Genomic DNA, 15,939 nt, shown 5'->3' on the forward strand with positions numbered 1-15,939 from the left:
TTTCACTTCTCCAGGGTTTCTGCATCAACGCGATAAGACGTGACGACAAAGCCAAGTGGGTTGGCCCAGACCTGTTGCAGACGTTGACGGGTTTCGGGCCTGAATTCATAGCCGATGGTGGCCACGTAGGGCCGTGTCACGGTTCGATTGTCGCGGGGGCGTCGCAAGGTTCGGGTGAACCGCACCTGTGCAACGCCAGGCTCGATCTGGTTTACAGAGCGGATCACGACGTCGATTTTGGCATCTCTGCCATAAACAGTGATGGGATATTCCGAATTTGTGGAGGACCAGAGTTCTCGGAGGGTGCGTGAGGCGTCTTCATCTGATCGTTGCAAAACCGAGTTGATCCGCTGATCGCCATCCGTGAGATCAAAGGTTTCACGGTCATCGACATAGGCCACCAGATTGGCCTGAATGATGGCGTCGCTTTCATCCAGTGTTAGCGCTTCGACGGCAGCAACACGGTCCATGTCGCCGGTCTCCTTGTCGACCACAACGACAAATGTCTCCACGGTTTTGAGAGGAAAGAGCGTGATGGCACCAACAAAACCCGCGAGGCCGATGATGACCCCGGCGGCGGCCACCAGGTATGCAATCCGTTCGCGTCTTCGCGGACCGAAGATGAAATCCGCCTCGAAGGCATCCTGATCAAACGCCGGCTTATCTGAAACGCGCGCTATCATGCTTTTCGAAACGATTTGGTGACGGCGAGAAGGGCGCCTGGTGAGCGCCGGATGAGTTCATTACTTTTTGTTGCCGCTCCGCTGATGTCCCGACGAAGTTCATGCGGCGTTCGACCCGTCATCATTCGACTGGCCCCACCGGCTCCGTACTGGCCGACATTGACAAATCCTTGGCGCGCCAACCCGGTCAGGCCAATGGCGTTGGAGGCGATGCCCATGACGCCCGTAAGATTGGACGCGATAAACGGAACAGCGGCCATGATGCCCGCAGACAGAATGAGAATAACCAGAAATGGCAGGATGAGGCTGACCGTCTCAACACTGTCCGGGTCTGCTGAGGCATCGCCAATCGCTTCTGCAATGGCGACGATAATTCCAGCAGCGCCCGCTGCGGCCACCGGCATTAGGGCATAGCCGATGGTGGCGCGGGTCCAGGCTTCGAATAGTGATTGAGTGGGCTTGAAAAGAGATGTGAGGATCATGAAGGGTGCAATGACGATCATCAGCGTGAACACGATCCGCGCATAAGCAATGATCCCGGCTGTTACGGCTGCAAATATGGCTGACAGAACAAAGAAGATTGCGCCAAGGACCGCCCCGAAGACCCACCCGGCTCGGTCGCCAATGGCATCTCCATATGCGGTGATCCGGTTCACCATGCCGTCCAGACTTTCGTAAACGCCGGCCTCGTTGCCGGAGTCAGTAAGTGCAAGGATCGATGCCCCTACACTGTCCGGTACGTCTGTTGCGATCGAATAGATGACCCGGAAATTGTCCCAACTTTGTGCGAATATCCCGATCAGAGTTATCTTCAGCCCAAAAGCAAAAGCACTTCCGAATGTCATTGGCCTGAGCTGCATGACGACGCTGACGCCCAGAATTACCAGCAATAAAATTGATCCGGCTGTAAGCACATCTCCAACAACGCCAGCGGATGCCACGAAACCGTCCTCAGAAACGCTGTCGATTGCGTTATCGACCTGCTCGAGGATATCGCGAATAATGCCCATTCACTTAGTCGAACATGCGATAGCGCGCTCAGCTTCCATCTCGCTGGCTTGCCGATCGAGTGCAACTACATCAAATGGTCGACGTGGATTTTCGGAGATGACGAAATCATTCGCCTTTGCAACAACCTCTACCCAAGAAATTTCTGAAACCGTGCATTCGCAGGATCCGGTCTCCTGCCATTCTTCTATGGCCATGATACGTAGTATGGCTCGATACCCGTTTCGGAGATAAGCCGTCTCAGCGAGGTCTTTCGGGGGCTTAGGTGCTTTGCACTCGTCTTCATCTTCAGCCGGTTGCACCATGGTCTCAAAACCTTGTTGAGCTGTTTGGGCGCTAAGAATTACTGGAGATGCAGCCGTCACTATTGCAGTTGCAGCGAATAAGAATTTGAGCGGCACAATCATTTTGGCACCTCCATGGAGCGGAATTTGCGTTCTTCAGCGAGCGTCGCCGCATCAACGATACCGAGCTGCCCGCCATTCACGCCTGCGGCCGCCTCGAGCCTCCAGATTTGGGTAAGAATGATGCCGAGTTCCGCCGTGACGCGGGTGTTGAGATCGACGGCTGACTTGAGCCCGTCCTGATCATCAATGAGCCCTACCATCGTCTCAAGTCGCTCTAGGCTTTGTCCTGCCTCGGCGTGGCTTTCTTGGGAGGCCACCGAGAGCATCACACTCGATCCAGCCTGGGTCGCGATGCGGTTGTCTGCGGGTTCCGAACTCTCTGAAAGCTCAGTCAATCGTTCCTGCGTAATCCCGCTGCCCGACAATAAACGTTTTAGGACATCATCCAGATTTGCGTCGGGTTTGAAGCCACTCAGAAAGTCACCGCTTGCGAGCGCTTCGGCGGTTTGTAGAGGCGCGGTAAGCTTACCTCTGACGCGCTCAAATTCTTCGACATTTGCGAAGAGCTTCCCCAGCTCGTTGCCATCAACCAACGATGTCAGTTGCGCTTCCATATTGAACAGCTGACTGAATTGCGTCTCAACTTCCTGACGCATGGTGGCCAGCTGCTGAAGCTGGACGTTCAGGTCCTCGGCCATGTGCTCGAGCTGAAGAACCAGCTGGCGCAGCTGCGAACCGTCGAAGGTCGGAACGCCCTGTGCCGTGGCGCTTGACCCTGCGAGTAGAGTGGCGAGCGCTGTTCCATAAATCTTTTTCTTCATCGGATCTCTCCCATGCGTTTGAAATCACGCTCAGCCAGACGGTCGGCGACGAGATGTTGCCCATGCGCCGAAGCTTGTTGCTGCTTTGCGGCCATCAGGCGGACACGGAGGTTTAGAATGCGCCCAATCTCAGCTTTGACATAAGTGTTGAGCTCGACCGCTCGTTTGACGTCCACTGTCTCATCGATCTGTCGGATGATCGCAGCCAACCGATTAATGACCTGGTCTGATGTGGCATGACTGTCAGCAGCATAGTAGACCGACGCGTCCAAGATATTGCTGTATTCAGCAAGAGCCATTTCGGCGGGCGACAAAGTTCCGAGCGTATCTGTGCCACCGACCACGGCCAGATATTCATTGTAGTAGCGCGAAATGTTCCGGACATAGCCTTGGGTTTCCGGAAAGGGTGGCACGCCACCGTATTCCTGAACGCGGCCGGGCCCTGCATTATAAGCGGCCAGGGCATGGGGAATATTGCCAAAGCTGTTGAGCTGCGTGGTGATGTAGCGAGCACCACCACGCAGATTGTCCATCACGTCATAGCGGTCCACCCCCATGTCAGACGCTGTTCCGGGCATGAGCTGTGTCAGACCATAGGCACCGACCGGGCTTTGGGCGGAGACACTGAACCGGCTTTCCTGTTTGATCAGTGCCTGAAAAAGACACCGCCATTGCGTCGGTGAAAGGCCCGCGCGGCTCACGCCCGCAGCTCCTTCGAATTCTCCGGAAACCTGGACAATCATCATCTCGACAGTTTCACGGCCTTCGCCAAAAAGACGACTGTCCATCGGGTGATTGCTTGTCGATGGATAAATGTCGCCCGCGGGAAAGTCGGCATTTCCTTCCAATGATTGAAGGTTCAACCCGGGCCCTGTCAGCGCAGCAGACATAGCCTCCAGAACCCGCAATTGATCGGCCTGGACAGACGCTAAGGTCTTACCGGTGCTGAGATGATCTCTTTGGGTGTTCATATCTTCGTTCAATCTGGAAAGCAGGGTCGCGAGGCGTCCGATGCTCGTGTTGTCGTGTGTTGGAACACCTTGGGCACAGACCGGCGCACCGGTGCAGGCAGCGGCAATTAACATGGGCAAAAGGGTTTTCATGACCCATTGCCAATCGGTTCAAAATCACAATTCTTTTCATCGGTTCCGGTGCCAGTCTCAGTTCCAACGAATGTGAGTGGCGTGGCGGCACTGCGGCTCACAACCGGATCACCATCCTTACCGAAACAGGGAGATGTTGCGTCAGTGTATTTTTCACAAGCCGACACGACGGTAAGGACCGCAAGAAGGATATAGAACAGCCTCATGTCGACCTCCAAAACTCGGGATCAGAACGCCAGTCTGCGGCGACCTTTTCTTCTCCGGTCCGGCCACCTCCCAGAATCGGAAGCAGGTGTCCGAGTGCGGAGAGATCCGCATCGATAAAGACGCTGTCGCCTGCTGAGCGGACGAGAGCGATCCGCTGCCCCGCCGTGGTCTGGGTAAGGAGTGCGGCTTCTTTTTCGTTGACGCGCAGGAAATCATAATCGGCTGGTGTCGCCCGATCGTTGGGAAAAAGGATTTGAGTGGGGACAGTTTCGACAATGGTCTTTCCGACCCGAACATCGCGCAGCTGACTGGGATATTGCGTCATCATCACCACCACGCAATTCATCTTGCGAAGCGTGACCAGCCAATTCTCAAGCCGTGCGCCGAAGTATGGGTCATCCAGAAGCTTCCAGGCTTCATCGAGCACGATTATTGTTGGGCGCCGATCCTCGACAATCCGCTCAATACGGCGAAAAATGTAGGATAGCACCGCCATACGCTCGGTTGTCATGTCGAGGATTTCAGTCATGTCAAAGCCGACGATGTCACCGGAGACATCTATGGATTGCCCAGTGTCCGGTTCATCGAAGACCCAGCCAAACCGCCCGCCTGGGATCCATTCCGCAACGCGCCCTTGCAGTTCGCCGTCATCATCCAGTGGTTGGAACAAGGTCTCGAACGACGCAAAACGCTGAAGTGTCGGGCCGGCGTCAGCATTCTGAGTGACAGCGCTTTGGATGTGCCGTGATTGCTCACCTGACAGATCGCCTGAACGGGAGAGCAGTGTCGCCAGCCAATCTGAGAGCCAGGCCCGTCCGCGTTCATCGATCTCGGTCTGAAGTGGATTGAGACCCGTCGGGATTCCCGCGCGGATTTCGTTGTATCGCCCTCCGAGCGCACGAACTGCCATCTCTAATCCACGGTCTTTGTCAAAGAAGAAAAGGCGTGCACCCACACGCTGTGCCTGCGCTGCGAGAAACGCGGTGGTGAGCGTCTTGCCGCTGCCGGTGCGCCCCAGAACCAAGGTGTGGCCAACCGTCGGTTCGCGCGCTGCGGTTCCAGCCTCGTGGAAATTAAAACGATACGCGGCAGACCCAATGGAGGGAAAAGCAGTGATCAGCATGCTCCAGGGGCTCTCGGAGTCGGAACGTCCCTCGACACTGCCGTGAAGTGCGGAAAAATCGGCGAAATTAATTGTTGAGATGGGTGTCTTGCGTGCGCGATAGCCAAAGTTGCCCGGCACTTGTGCAAAATATGTGGCTTTAAGCGCCATATTCTCGCGTACGATTACGGCCATGGCCTCTTGCCCGAGACGTTTGATTTCCGCGGCTGCTTGTTCGAGCGTCGCCCGGTCAGGCGCGTATACAGCAATCGAGAGATGGTGATCTCCGAAGGCAATGCGCCCAGCTTCCTGATCATCGGCTGCTTCCAGAAGCTGATCTCGAAGCGAAACAGCCGCATCGTCGGCCGCCCGCATTTGCCGGACGATGCGCTGAATGCGCTCTGCCATGACGTTGGTAGGCGTTGGGGAGAAGGAATTGGTCAAGACAACATCGAGTGGAAGGTCCAGACCATCAAGGAGGGCAACATCGGTCAGGGCAGGGTAGGACTTGACGCTGAAGAGGGCACCATACCGGGTTTTACTCGTGGTCGCACAGGAGATTTCGGCCGTATCCCCATCGAATGTCGCGCGGCAGGCGCCGAGGCAATAGGCCAAGGGCAAAGGCGAGTTGGGGGCCGCAATGGGTGAGAATGTTCCTGACATTAAGGTGCTCAGATAACCCAGCCATTCCCCACCATCATTCGTAAGGCGAACGGGGCTTGCCGCTGCCAAAGCCGTCTCAAAAAAGCCGGTAACTTCATCAAGCTCTCGTGCGCGTCCTGCCCGATCCTTCACCCAGGTACGTTTCGCAAGCAAATTCAGCACCGGCACTCTGGCAGCGAGGTCCGGACGTCGGATGATGCTCAGATAGAGTTGCTTTTTCTTTGGCGCCTGATTGGCGTTGTGGCTTTGCCAAATGCGGTCAATCTCAGCTGCGAACCCGCCTCCTGGTATCAGCTGCATGGCAATTTCCTGAGGCACCGAGATGCGGTGCACGTAAATGCCAAATGTGTTGCCTGTTTGGGCGATGACGGCAGCGACCGCGCGTTTGAGAGCATCAAGATCGGCGTCAGGTGTGGTCAGCGGATTGAGGCCGTCCAGTCGAAGCGTTGCCATCAGATCACCCTCGCGCAGAACAATGACGTCTCTGCCGAAAAATGAGACGAACGGCAGATGCTCCGCGAGATGGCTCTCCTTTGCGAATGCGCCTCCACCCGCTGAGATTAGCGCGGCGCCGGGATTTGCGTATCGGATCCCATCAAGCGCCATAGCTGTCACCCCCATGCAGGGCGCGGTTTCGCGTAGCCCGGACAGCGCCGTATGAGACGCGTAGCACTTCGAAGAAATGCGGTTCCTTGTCGGCGACAAACCAAAGAATGGGATAGGCGAGGCCACCTATCAGGAAAAAGACAAGCGATTTGGTCCAGATAAACGGCAGAACGATCCCCGTGACCAAAACCACCAAATACCCAACCGGGAGTCCGAGGTATTTTGGGGGCCTGGCAAGCCCCAGGAAGAGGGGGGTTCGCTCTGCCATGTTATGCATATCCCGTGATGTTGAATCCACCTGTCGGCCCGAACGCGTTGTGCTGCGCAAACGCTGCCTCGGGCCTTCGGTTGGATGCATTTTGTGAGCTGAACGGGATACGCATTAGGTAAACCCGTCGACGATAGTACCGGCTGAGAAGATCAGCACAATGCCGATAATAACTGAGGCAAACCATCCCCAGTTCAGACGTCCCATCATGCACATGAACCCGGTTCCGATAACGGCGAGTGTGGCCACGGCAATGCCGATGGGTCCGGTGAGAGCGGCCTCAACCGTTTCCAGCATGGATTGGATCGGCGACAGATCCTGTGCGAGGGCAGGGGCGGCCCAAAATGCCATGAGTCCCGTGAGCGGTGGCAGGCGTCTGGGCAGTAATCTGTGCATTTTGATCCCTCGATCTGGTATTTATTTGTGGTTAACCTCGACGGCGGGTCGCAAAGGTCCACGTGTTGAAACACGGACGGATTCTTGGATTGGAGAGTTTGAAAGCCGGGCGCGGATGCGATTCACCCGCGTGATGTAGGTCCGGGTTTCCTGAAACGGTGGGACACCGCCGTATTCAGTAACCCGGTGCGGGCCAGCATTATAAGCGGCCAGAGCAAGATCGACATCGCGGAATTCGGTCAGCTGAGTCAGCAGATACCGTGCAGCGCCATCAAGGTTTTGCGCCATATCTTTACGGTCGACACCAAGGCGGTGGGCTGTTTTCGGCATGAGCTGACCCAATCCGTATGCCCCCTTTGGGCTCACCGCATTTGGTCTGTAGGCGCTTTCCGCCTCGATAAGTGCGCGAAACAGCACATGCCAATCGTCGGAAGAAAGACCTAACTTTCGGATGGTTCTGTTTTTCTCATGGCGCGCAGATGCGACCCGGATTGCGCGTAAGACATCGTGACGGCCTGACGAACGAAAGGCAGATTTTCTAGCGAATTCGCGACTTGCGTTACTGTCGTGGAAATTCCAGCCGACTGTCGTTCTAACGCTTCCGTCCCATCCGAACAGCATTGCCTCCGCCGGCAGTGTCGAAGGCAATGTTATACTCACCGTCAAAACACAGAGTGCGACCGTCACCGAACTCGAGATGGTGCTTGAAGAGACCCGGCCAGATGTTGAAATAGCGTGGTTCCGGGCCGTAGGGCGTAATCCTCGTGGACACGAGGATCGCTTCAGGTTCTCCGTCCCGAAGATAAATGCACTGATAGCGGGGTTTTCCATCGTCCGTGAACCCGACAAGCTCGTACCGACAGCGGAAGCTGACTCCAGACCCGATGAGGTCTTTTACCCCATCAATCGTAATCAATATCTGGTCTCTTGCGATCGGCACCGGACTCCCCCTCTGGGAGTCCTTCTATAGTTGGCAGGAAAGCGCGCAAAGACATAGCTTTGCAATATGTAATATTGTGCAATACGTAAATAAGCGAGAATATGCCCAACGTGGATTAATCAGAGGAGCGTCCCAATGCGTATTCGTACCATGGCTGCCACCGCTGCATTCCTTGGAGCCGTGACAACAGCCGAACCAGCTCGTGCCTATGATATCGACTGCGCCATTATTCTCTGCATGGCAGGTGGATTTCCATCAAGCGCAGTCTGCTCGGCAGCCTATGCCGAAATGATCCGCCGCATTACGCCAAAGCCGGTCTTGCCGCCCTTCGGCGTCTGTTCCAATGCCTCGGCTCCGGTTGCGTTTGGCGGAACCGGCGGGACGGAAGCACTGGATGTTTCCAAGCCTGATTATGCATGGCTGCGCCGCACACGTGTCATTTGGTGGAATGGCCAGGCTTTTGAGGATCGCGATGGAAACCGACGCTGGAACTGGTCTGTCAGTTCGTGCCAGCATACCAATCTGTTTTGCAGGGTAGTTTCCAATGGATATCGGTCTGAAGAGCCTTGGCCCGACATGTTTACGACGGAACACGGGCAAACCATAGCGATGCCGTCTGCAAGTGAGGCAAGGGTTTTCTCCAGCCGGTCCGTCATGATGGAATTCGGCGACTACAATGGTGTCATGAACCATTCCGGCTGGTCGAACTACTAGGAGGGAAGTCGTTCCGTTTTAGAGGCGATGGCCTGATTGTCACCTCAGATCCCGAGATCGAACTCGGATCTACGAGCCAGGATCGTTCTATCTCACCAGTGTTCCACTGATAGTCGCGCCAGATTACCGCGCGACCCTTTGGCGTCACAACGAGGCCCTCATTTATGGGATATGCCAGCAATCTTGTTTTTCCCATTTTGAAGGCACCTCTTCACGGCCGCGAAGAATGTCCATCTTCGTGTTTGTGCCAAAAAGTGTTGGTGTTTGCGGTCAACCGGTGCTTGAGTGAGCGTTAGAATCTACAGCCTGATATGTCGGTTTCGACGCCACAGGTGAAATGTGGAGATCATCGAGCTGGTTCGGCACGGGGTAGGGGATCTGGCCGATCCTGGCGAATTCGTGAACCCAGTGGTTGGCAAGGGTCGCCAACCCTTCATCTGAGAGGGGATCGTGTTTGCAATCGACGATGCCGACAAAACTCTCCGGCCCCATCTCTTCAATGATCCTGCCAAGCGTGCGCATGATGAAGCCACGCCGCGCGGGGATTTGATACCTCACGCACATCTCGATCGTCGGTGCGCCGATAAGGATGATCGGCTCCTCCGCGAAAGTGTCGAGATACCAGTCTGCCATTTCCACGCAGAACCCCGACCAGTTTTGGAGAACCTTGGAAATCTCTTCTTCGAGGGCGAGAGGGAGAAGGTCTTCTTGCTCAACTGAAGTTCCGGCATGATGCGGATCAAAGCCGAGAGCAGACAGGTAGACGTCCTTGATCGTGATTGGTTTATGCATTTGAGAACTGTTCATGTGACATCTCCTCAGTGAATTGGGCCGGGATGTGGTTTGAAAACATCGCAGGAGAACGCGAGAAATCGCCCGTCCTCGTTGCTGTGAATTGGTCCAAGCGCGCGCGCCTGAAAGCCCATGGATCGCGCCATGCGCATGAAGGCTGGCGATCCTAGAAACAGGCAAGTTCGCGCCGCTTGATCTGCCAGAAACTCATTGGCAGCCTGCAGGATCTTGGGGCCCAGGTTGGTTTGTCCGAATGAAATGATCCGCGTCAGCTCCCAGACATCATCGCCGCGCGGTGGCGCTTTGCTACAGATGGTGGCAGGGATGCCGGGAAGGCGCCCGAGATAGGCGTCACGGATCATGTAGGAGGTCGATCCATCTGCCGATGCATGAGTGGTGTTCAAAAGCCGAGCACCGCCCAGGACGCCGCCGAATTTTGTATCATGGGCGATCAGATAAACGGTTTCCGCGCAGTCATACTGCTCGATTTCAAAATCGTCATCGACAGGAATCTGCCAGCCCATATCCTCGACGAATATGCGTTTTCTCAGGCGGTGAAACTCGTCGATCAGACCTTTTGGGTCGTTAAGGGGCCGGACGGTTTTAACAACCGTGTAGGGGAGCCGTCGCCGAACCGTGACATTGGCGGCATTAAGCTCCTTGTCCCGTCTCTTCCTTGAGAATCCCATCGGTTCACACATCCCCATTTCCATGCCTATTTGGCGGCAACCTGCTGCGCGGGAGAGGGAAAGTCGACGGAAATACCCGTGATACCCGGAAATTCAAACCTCTGGTTAGAGTTGAATTCAAAACCTAACCTCAGGTTAGGTGTCTGGCAAAAATCAGCCTATAATCAGAGAAAATTGCCGAAGTCTGACCTGTCACTTCAAATCAGGCTTCATCTCTCAGATCGCGCTTAAGTAGAACTTTGGTATGGAAATGAGGGAAATCTCTGCTCAGAGCTGGATGGCTTCAAATGAAAATGCATGAAATCAAGGCCCTTTCTGCTGCGGAACTATTTGCGGAGTCGCTGGAGACGATTTCGTCCATCGGCACGGAAGGGTATTTCGTGATGGTCAATCACTCACGGAAAGGGCCGGAGTTCATTCAAAGCAGCTATCCGCAAGAGTGGCAGACCGAGTATGACGAAAATTCCTACCATCTGAAAGATCCGGCTTTTCTGTGGAGCCTCGCGAAAAACGGATCGCGCAGATGGTCAGAAATCAAACTGCCGGATCCGTCAGGTGTAATGAAGAAAGCCCGCCGTTATGGCCTCATCTATGGTGCCATCTTTAGCAAAGGGTTTCTGACAAAGAAATCGGTGTTCAGCGTCGCACGTGATGACCGCGAGCTCACCGATGACGAGATGACCTGGCTGGCCGACTGGTTCGAACGCTATGTGACGGCCTGCAACCGCCAGCAGGCATTTTCGATCAAAGAACTGGACGTATTACAGTGCCTATCGAATGACATGACGGTTGAGGAAGCGGCAGATCATCTCAATATTAGTGCGTCAGCTGCAAAGGCACGTTTGAAAACTGCACGCGACAGATATGGTGTCAAAACGAACACCTGGATGGTTGCCACCGCGTTAAGGTCAAATCTCATTAACTAACGCTCCGGGGCACGTTCAGAGAAAGGGGTTTGTTTGAAGCGTCGTAGTTCATTCATCGTTCCCAAAAAGTGGATGGCCATTGTTGCTACGGTTGTGATCGCGTTTTGGTTCGTGAAACTCTCTGGTGAATTTTTTGGGAATTTTCGTGTCTCTGAGCAATCAGTTGCGAGACAGATATCGGCACATCCTAATCTTTCTCGCGTAGTAGATGCGGATACAATTATTGTTGGTCAAATCACTGTTCGTTTGGATGGAATTTCCGCGCCCGAGCGCGGTCATGAAGCATATGAGGCAGGGAAATGGTTCGTTGCGGATCTGATGAGAGAAGCTGAATTGGTGGTTTGTGATCTGGAGGGTCGCAACTTGCGCGGTCGCGAAATTGGCGCGTGCTATTTCGTTTTTCCGGATGGGCTGCGGATCGACCCCCAAGCAGAAGCAGTGAAAGCAGGATTTGCGCGCGATTGTCCAAGGTACTCCAGCGGCCGGTATAAGAAATTTGAAACATCAGCCAGCAAAGCGTTACCGCTGCCACCATATTGTACGTGAATGATTACCGAATTACCGCGTAAAGGTGGCACTTTCGTCCGCCTATGGTTGCTTGGTAAAAAGAGGATTTATGTCAGAATTATTGACATAACGCATAATCAAGGTTATGTTAAGCAATCTAACAGTGTGCAGGGCCTACTTTGTGAATTTGATTAGTGCCTGAGCCACTACGTTTATCGGTTGGCGTCAATCCATTTTGACATCATCGTGCGATCCCGAAAGCATTCTCGGGGAATGTCGCGGCGCTTCATCCGCGCGATCCGCTCAGCAAAGCCAACCTGTTTGGAAGACGGATACTTCGAAAACTGGCCGGCTGGTTTTGCAATCTTGTTTGCGTCTATCCAGCGCGACAGCACATAGCGATCCCGCTGAGCCTCCTGCGGTAGCGCGACCCCAACACGTTCCGAAATCTGTTTGGCAAACGATATCTGTTTGCTGGTTGCTGGAACCCGATAGTAGTCATTCGACTGACTTGGTGAAAATGAACTCTGTTGCAGGGCCGCTGACATAGGAATCACTCCTCTCTTCGCTTGCCAATGAGTATAGAACATTTGCAGAACAAATCAAGATGGTGTGGTAATTAACGAACAGAACACACCATGTGGTGTTCACTGATGCCGCTCTCCAAAACAAGAGCTTGAAGACATACGGAGATCAGGGATCTCTAGTCTCATGTGGAGACGCGAACCGGATCGCCAGTCGTCTACTCCTGTTTCGGCGCAGTATCTAAGCGGGGCGTTAAATATGCTTTCTTGCCCCCTCCCCTACCCGCCTGCACCCGGCCACTCCGGCATCACCCGTGGCGACTTTAGCATTAGCGTGCCACCTGAAAGGATAAACACCAGGATGTGAAAAGGAGAAGGGAGCGCTTTCCTATGCAATCGCAGGTGCTTGCCTCATAGGCAAAGCTTGGTAGCGGAGGTTCGCGGGATAGTTTGTCATGCCGCCCTGATACCAAACAACGATTTCTCTAAGGCGCGAAGATTGGCATCATGCGAGTTCCAGGCCGCCATACTTTTCTCGAAGCTTTGTTTTGACAATTTTACCTGTCGCGTTGCGGGGGATCTCATCTACGAACAACACGCGGTCTGGAATCTGCCACTTGGCAAACTTGTCTTTGTAGAGCGACAGGATGCTTTCTTCGGTGGGCTGGGTGTCTTCGACAAGTTTGACCAAGACAACCGGGCGTTCGTTCCATTTGGGATGTGGCACGCCAATCGCCGCGGCATCCACGACATCCGGGTGGACAATGGCGGTGTTTTCCAACTCGACCGAGGAAATCCATTCGCCACCGGATTTGATCAGGTCTTTCGAACGATCTCGGATCGTAACGAAACCGTCTTCGTCAATAGACGCAATGTCACCGGTGTCAAACCAGCCATCCACCAGGTCATTCGCGTCGCGATTGAAATATTGCTCCACAATCCAGTGTCCGCGGATCTGCAATTCACCTGTTCCGGTGGCATCTGGCAGTTCCACCCCGTTTTCGTCGACCAGCCGCAGCTCTACGCCGAATGGCGGACGACCCTGGCAAATCCTGATCTCGTTTTGCTGTTCCACAGGCAGGGACAGTTGCGAGTTTTTCAGGGTATTGGTCAGCCCCAATGGGCTGGTTTCCGTCATGCCCCACCCGTGAATGACCTCGACGCCGAAATCTTCGCGGAACGTTTCCATCATCGACGGTGGACAGGCCGCCCCGCCGACAATCGTGCGCGTCAGAGGCAACTTTTCAGAGCCGCCTTTCGCCAGGGCCCCAAGCAGGCCAGCCCAGATGGTCGGGACGCCCGCGGCAAAAGTGACCTGTTCCGCGTGGATCAGGGACAGCAGGCTGTCGCCATCCAGTTTCGGTCCGGGCAGCACAAGCTTGCAGCCCGCCATCGCCGCCCCATAGGGAATGCCCCAGGCATTGACGTGGAACATTGGTACCACGGTCAACACGCTTTCCTTGGCACCAAGCGCCATGCCATCCGCCGCCAGAAGAGCCATGGAATGCAACAACGTGCTGCGGTGGGTATAGGCCACACCTTTGGGGTTGCCGGTTGTGCCGGACGTATAGCACAGGCTCGATGAATGGGTCTCGTCGAAGTCCGGCCAATCAAATTCCGGGTCGCCATCGGCGATGAACGTGTCGTAGAACTCGACTTCCGGAAGAATGTTCCGGGCCTCTTCGTTGGCCGGTGACATCACGATCACCCGCTCCAGAACCGGCAGACGGTCGCGCAGCTTGGCGATGATCGGCAAGAAGGTCTGATCCACGAAAAGGATACGATCCGCAGCATGCGCGACGATGTATTCCAGCTGATTGTCAAACAGACGCGGGTTGATGGTGTGACACACGAAGCCAGCGCCAGAGGTGCCGAAATAAATCTCAAGGTGGCGGATGTTGTTCCACGCCATCGTCGCGATGCGATCGCCTTTCTTCATCCCGGCCTTTGTCAACGCACTTCCAAGCTGGCGGGCGCGCTTTGCAACGTCGCCCCATGTGCTTCTGGCAATTGTGCCGTCTGTTTCCACGCCGACCACGGCGGTTGACGTGTGGTAGCGTTCAGCGTGGGTGATAGCAGCACCGATGGTGAGTTGCTGCATCATCATCTTTCCAAACATGTCGGTCTTCTCCAAATCGAAGGTCGCGTTCTGTCAAGTTTTGTTGGATTGGCGCGTTGCGGGCCTAGTCCGGCATTTCGTACATCAGAATTCTGGCCATCAACGGTTTGTCGATGGACAAGACCTCTCCGCCATTGTCTTCCCAGTTGCGCCACGCGAAGCCCACGGGGTTTTTCCGTTGGTTGACGAGCGGATGGTCTCGGGGCGTGTAACCCTTTTTCAGAACCGGAAGAGCCGTCCATGCCATTTCCGCCATGGTCTTGGTCAGGAAGCTGATGCTTTTCCACGTGCCGCGCAGGGATTTGAAATAGCCTTCAACCTTGCACATGTGAAAATAGGCTTTGCAGGTTTCCTTGGTGATGTGCCACAGCGCTTCTATCACCATGCGGCGCCGGTACCACTCGTGCTCGCCATAGAGATGCTGATAGGCTTCGAACGCAACAGCGCCATGTTCCACCTCTTCAACCTGGTGCCAGACCCACAGCGCCCGAACGATCGGGTTCGCGTCGTGCAGCCAGCGTTCATAATTGTCCAGGATGATCATTCCGGCCAGGAAGGTGAACGTCTCGTAACCGGCGGTGAACCCCGTCAGGCGCTTCAGGTCATCCTTGCGCGCCATTGTCGCAAAGTCTTTCTTGGCGTGTTCATCCAGCGCTTTAACCTTGGGATAGCAATCCGCAAGATATTTGTTGAAGTCGATGAAGTTCTTTGCGTGGTGGGCTTCCTGGCCGATGATGTCAGATACGTCGCTGCGCAGCTTGTCATCGGTGATATGCTTCTTGGCTTTCCCAAGGGCTGCAATCAGATACCTCTCAAAATACGGCACGTGCACGCCCAGGGCATTGATGAAAATCGCAAATTCCGGGCAGGATTCGCTCCAGACCGGGCTGTCCATTTGGTCTGTCTCGAACTTCAGTGTCCGGACCTTGATATTGTCCATTGGATGTTCGTCAGTGATAGACATTTTCTTTTCCTCCTCCTCGAAACCCGATGGTCAAAGGTGCTTTTTACCGGGCAGGTTCATCAGCATTTTCACCAAGACCAGAAGCAGCAACAGCGCAGCGAACACGGCTGGGATATAGGCGATGTACGAGGCCCAGTTGGCGGGGCCCGCGGGCGTTTCGGACAGTGCAAGACCCCTGTTGGGCGACAGGGCGCCAAAGACGTAGAACAGGACATTCGCCCAGGCGACAAAGACAAACATCTTGGTGATCTTGCCGATGCTGTGTTCGCTCATCGCGAAGCGGGGCAGAAGTGCGGCGAAGGCCAGCAACATCAACCCGTTCATCAGGCAACCGGTGTGAATACGCGCCCAGGCTTCGGTCGAGCTTGGCATCTGGACATCGATGACGAACGGGATCGGCGACAGGCTGACTTGACCCAGAATCGAAAAGGTCAGGCCGAATCCACTTAACAATCCGATGATCATCACCAAAATGCCGTGCTTTATCAATCTATTGGCGTGAATGTGATCGTTCATATTTGATGTCCCGATGTCTCGTGTTGCACGCCAAGGTACGGGAA

General features: G+C 54.8%; 20 protein-coding genes. 3 read left to right on the plus strand and 17 right to left on the minus strand.

Translation table 11 applies throughout. The annotated features are described in order from the left end of the window. Nucleotides 1-2 precede the first annotated feature (2 nt). The 11 genes from Q1B27_RS21070 to Q1B27_RS24560 form a co-directional block, all read right to left on the minus strand. Nucleotides 3-683 (minus strand): virB8 family protein, encoded by a 681-nt coding sequence (locus Q1B27_RS21070; protein ID WP_299850813.1) that lies wholly within the window; start codon nucleotides 681-683, stop codon nucleotides 3-5. Further along, complete coding sequence (locus tag Q1B27_RS21075) at nucleotides 680-1,693, minus strand: type IV secretion system protein (protein WP_299850815.1); 1,014 nt, start codon at nucleotides 1,691-1,693, stop codon at nucleotides 680-682. The genes Q1B27_RS21070 and Q1B27_RS21075 overlap by 4 nt, the downstream gene beginning before the upstream one ends. Next, nucleotides 1,694-2,098, minus strand: a complete 405-nt coding sequence (locus Q1B27_RS21080) for a hypothetical protein (RefSeq protein WP_299850817.1) — start codon at nucleotides 2,096-2,098, stop codon at nucleotides 1,694-1,696. Continuing rightward, nucleotides 2,095-2,859 (minus strand): type IV secretion system protein, encoded by a 765-nt coding sequence (locus tag Q1B27_RS21085; RefSeq protein ID WP_299850819.1) that lies wholly within the window; start codon nucleotides 2,857-2,859, stop codon nucleotides 2,095-2,097. The genes Q1B27_RS21080 and Q1B27_RS21085 overlap by 4 nt, the downstream gene beginning before the upstream one ends. Next, nucleotides 2,856-3,962 carry a lytic transglycosylase domain-containing protein gene (locus Q1B27_RS21090; protein WP_299850821.1) on the minus strand — a complete coding sequence of 369 codons (1,107 nt, stop codon included), beginning with the start codon at nucleotides 3,960-3,962 and terminating at the stop codon, nucleotides 2,856-2,858. The genes Q1B27_RS21085 and Q1B27_RS21090 overlap by 4 nt, the downstream gene beginning before the upstream one ends. Further along, the gene (locus Q1B27_RS21095) at nucleotides 3,959-4,168 is read right to left on the minus strand and encodes a hypothetical protein (RefSeq protein ID WP_299850823.1); all 210 of its coding nucleotides are present in this window, start codon (nucleotides 4,166-4,168) and stop codon (nucleotides 3,959-3,961) included. The genes Q1B27_RS21090 and Q1B27_RS21095 overlap by 4 nt, the downstream gene beginning before the upstream one ends. After that, nucleotides 4,165-6,555, minus strand: coding sequence for a type IV secretion system protein B4 (locus Q1B27_RS21100; RefSeq protein ID WP_299850825.1), 2,391 nt, complete (start codon nucleotides 6,553-6,555; stop codon nucleotides 4,165-4,167). Before Q1B27_RS21100 ends, Q1B27_RS21095 begins: the two co-directional genes overlap by 4 nt. Then, complete coding sequence (locus Q1B27_RS21105; protein ID WP_299850827.1) at nucleotides 6,530-6,808, minus strand: VirB3 family type IV secretion system protein; 279 nt, start codon at nucleotides 6,806-6,808, stop codon at nucleotides 6,530-6,532. The genes Q1B27_RS21100 and Q1B27_RS21105 overlap by 26 nt, the downstream gene beginning before the upstream one ends. Before the next feature lie 114 nt (nucleotides 6,809-6,922). After that, nucleotides 6,923-7,204: a TrbC/VirB2 family protein gene (locus Q1B27_RS21110; RefSeq protein ID WP_299850829.1), complete on the minus strand. Its 282-nt coding sequence runs from the start codon at nucleotides 7,202-7,204 to the stop codon at nucleotides 6,923-6,925. Nucleotides 7,205-7,225: 21 nt separating this feature from the next. Beyond that, nucleotides 7,226-7,825: a lytic transglycosylase domain-containing protein gene (locus tag Q1B27_RS21115; protein ID WP_299851145.1), complete on the minus strand. Its 600-nt coding sequence runs from the start codon at nucleotides 7,823-7,825 to the stop codon at nucleotides 7,226-7,228. Then, nucleotides 7,797-8,144, minus strand: a complete 348-nt coding sequence (locus Q1B27_RS24560) for a hypothetical protein (protein ID WP_367181377.1) — start codon at nucleotides 8,142-8,144, stop codon at nucleotides 7,797-7,799. Before Q1B27_RS24560 ends, Q1B27_RS21115 begins: the two co-directional genes overlap by 29 nt. A gap of 135 nt (nucleotides 8,145-8,279) precedes the next feature. Here Q1B27_RS24560 and Q1B27_RS21120 point away from each other — a divergent pair, with 135 nt between their 5' ends. Next, a complete protein-coding gene (locus Q1B27_RS21120) occupies nucleotides 8,280-8,858 on the plus strand; it encodes a hypothetical protein (protein ID WP_299850832.1) in 579 nt (192 codons plus the stop codon). 270 nt (nucleotides 8,859-9,128) lie between these two features. On the opposite strand, the gene Q1B27_RS21125 is transcribed toward Q1B27_RS21120, so the two are convergent. After that, nucleotides 9,129-9,665 (minus strand): hypothetical protein, encoded by a 537-nt coding sequence (locus Q1B27_RS21125; protein ID WP_299850834.1) that lies wholly within the window; start codon nucleotides 9,663-9,665, stop codon nucleotides 9,129-9,131. Nucleotides 9,666-9,676: 11 nt separating this feature from the next. Next, the gene (locus Q1B27_RS21130) at nucleotides 9,677-10,339 is read right to left on the minus strand and encodes an acyl-homoserine-lactone synthase (protein WP_299850836.1); all 663 of its coding nucleotides are present in this window, start codon (nucleotides 10,337-10,339) and stop codon (nucleotides 9,677-9,679) included. 287 nt (nucleotides 10,340-10,626) lie between these two features. Here Q1B27_RS21130 and Q1B27_RS21135 point away from each other — a divergent pair, with 287 nt between their 5' ends. Beyond that, a complete protein-coding gene (locus Q1B27_RS21135; protein WP_299850838.1) occupies nucleotides 10,627-11,265 on the plus strand; it encodes an autoinducer binding domain-containing protein in 639 nt (212 codons plus the stop codon). Nucleotides 11,266-11,298: 33 nt separating this feature from the next. Then, nucleotides 11,299-11,811, plus strand: a complete 513-nt coding sequence (locus tag Q1B27_RS21140) for a hypothetical protein (protein WP_299850840.1) — start codon at nucleotides 11,299-11,301, stop codon at nucleotides 11,809-11,811. Nucleotides 11,812-11,984: 173 nt separating this feature from the next. On the opposite strand, the gene Q1B27_RS21145 is transcribed toward Q1B27_RS21140, so the two are convergent. From Q1B27_RS21145 to Q1B27_RS21160, 4 genes are all read right to left on the minus strand, one after another. Continuing rightward, nucleotides 11,985-12,362: a hypothetical protein gene (locus Q1B27_RS21145; RefSeq protein ID WP_299850842.1), complete on the minus strand. Its 378-nt coding sequence runs from the start codon at nucleotides 12,360-12,362 to the stop codon at nucleotides 11,985-11,987. A gap of 439 nt (nucleotides 12,363-12,801) precedes the next feature. Beyond that, nucleotides 12,802-14,415, minus strand: a complete 1,614-nt coding sequence (locus Q1B27_RS21150; protein ID WP_299850844.1) for a long-chain fatty acid--CoA ligase — start codon at nucleotides 14,413-14,415, stop codon at nucleotides 12,802-12,804. Between the two features lie 64 nt (nucleotides 14,416-14,479). Next, nucleotides 14,480-15,379: a metal-dependent hydrolase gene (locus Q1B27_RS21155; RefSeq protein WP_299850847.1), complete on the minus strand. Its 900-nt coding sequence runs from the start codon at nucleotides 15,377-15,379 to the stop codon at nucleotides 14,480-14,482. 30 nt (nucleotides 15,380-15,409) lie between these two features. Next, on the minus strand, nucleotides 15,410-15,895 hold the full coding sequence (locus Q1B27_RS21160) for a hypothetical protein (RefSeq protein WP_299850849.1): 486 nt from the start codon (nucleotides 15,893-15,895) through the stop codon (nucleotides 15,410-15,412). Between the last annotated feature and the right edge of the window lie 44 nt (nucleotides 15,896-15,939).

The sequence above is a fragment of the uncultured Roseovarius sp. genome (assembly GCF_947489715.1).
GTDB lineage: Bacteria > Pseudomonadota > Alphaproteobacteria > Rhodobacterales > Rhodobacteraceae > Roseovarius.

What these genes read in the sequence shown, in the direction of transcription:
- Q1B27_RS21150 (WP_299850844.1), bottom strand. Translation starts at nt 14,415, where the DNA reads ATGTTTGGAAAGATGATGATGCAGCAACTCACCATCGGTGCTGCTATC.
- Q1B27_RS21160 (WP_299850849.1), bottom strand. Translation starts at nt 15,895, where the DNA reads ATGAACGATCACATTCACGCCAATAGATTGATAAAGCACGGCATTTTG.
- Q1B27_RS21110 (WP_299850829.1), bottom strand. Translation starts at nt 7,204, where the DNA reads ATGCACAGATTACTGCCCAGACGCCTGCCACCGCTCACGGGACTCATG.
- Q1B27_RS21070 (WP_299850813.1), bottom strand. Translation starts at nt 683, where the DNA reads ATGATAGCGCGCGTTTCAGATAAGCCGGCGTTTGATCAGGATGCCTTC.
- Q1B27_RS21155 (WP_299850847.1), bottom strand. Translation starts at nt 15,379, where the DNA reads ATGTCTATCACTGACGAACATCCAATGGACAATATCAAGGTCCGGACA.
- Q1B27_RS21105 (WP_299850827.1), bottom strand. Translation starts at nt 6,808, where the DNA reads ATGGCAGAGCGAACCCCCCTCTTCCTGGGGCTTGCCAGGCCCCCAAAA.
- Q1B27_RS21085 (WP_299850819.1), bottom strand. Translation starts at nt 2,859, where the DNA reads ATGAAGAAAAAGATTTATGGAACAGCGCTCGCCACTCTACTCGCAGGG.
- Q1B27_RS21100 (WP_299850825.1), bottom strand. Translation starts at nt 6,555, where the DNA reads ATGGGGGTGACAGCTATGGCGCTTGATGGGATCCGATACGCAAATCCC.
- Q1B27_RS21090 (WP_299850821.1), bottom strand. Translation starts at nt 3,962, where the DNA reads ATGAAAACCCTTTTGCCCATGTTAATTGCCGCTGCCTGCACCGGTGCG.
- Q1B27_RS21125 (WP_299850834.1), bottom strand. Translation starts at nt 9,665, where the DNA reads ATGAACAGTTCTCAAATGCATAAACCAATCACGATCAAGGACGTCTAC.
- Q1B27_RS21120 (WP_299850832.1), top strand. Translation starts at nt 8,280, where the DNA reads ATGCGTATTCGTACCATGGCTGCCACCGCTGCATTCCTTGGAGCCGTG.
- Q1B27_RS21080 (WP_299850817.1), bottom strand. Translation starts at nt 2,098, where the DNA reads ATGATTGTGCCGCTCAAATTCTTATTCGCTGCAACTGCAATAGTGACG.
- Q1B27_RS21135 (WP_299850838.1), top strand. Translation starts at nt 10,627, where the DNA reads ATGAAAATGCATGAAATCAAGGCCCTTTCTGCTGCGGAACTATTTGCG.
- Q1B27_RS21115 (WP_299851145.1), bottom strand. Translation starts at nt 7,825, where the DNA reads ATGCTGTTCGGATGGGACGGAAGCGTTAGAACGACAGTCGGCTGGAAT.
- Q1B27_RS21145 (WP_299850842.1), bottom strand. Translation starts at nt 12,362, where the DNA reads ATGTTCTATACTCATTGGCAAGCGAAGAGAGGAGTGATTCCTATGTCA.
- Q1B27_RS21095 (WP_299850823.1), bottom strand. Translation starts at nt 4,168, where the DNA reads ATGAGGCTGTTCTATATCCTTCTTGCGGTCCTTACCGTCGTGTCGGCT.
- Q1B27_RS21130 (WP_299850836.1), bottom strand. Translation starts at nt 10,339, where the DNA reads ATGGGATTCTCAAGGAAGAGACGGGACAAGGAGCTTAATGCCGCCAAT.
- Q1B27_RS21075 (WP_299850815.1), bottom strand. Translation starts at nt 1,693, where the DNA reads ATGGGCATTATTCGCGATATCCTCGAGCAGGTCGATAACGCAATCGAC.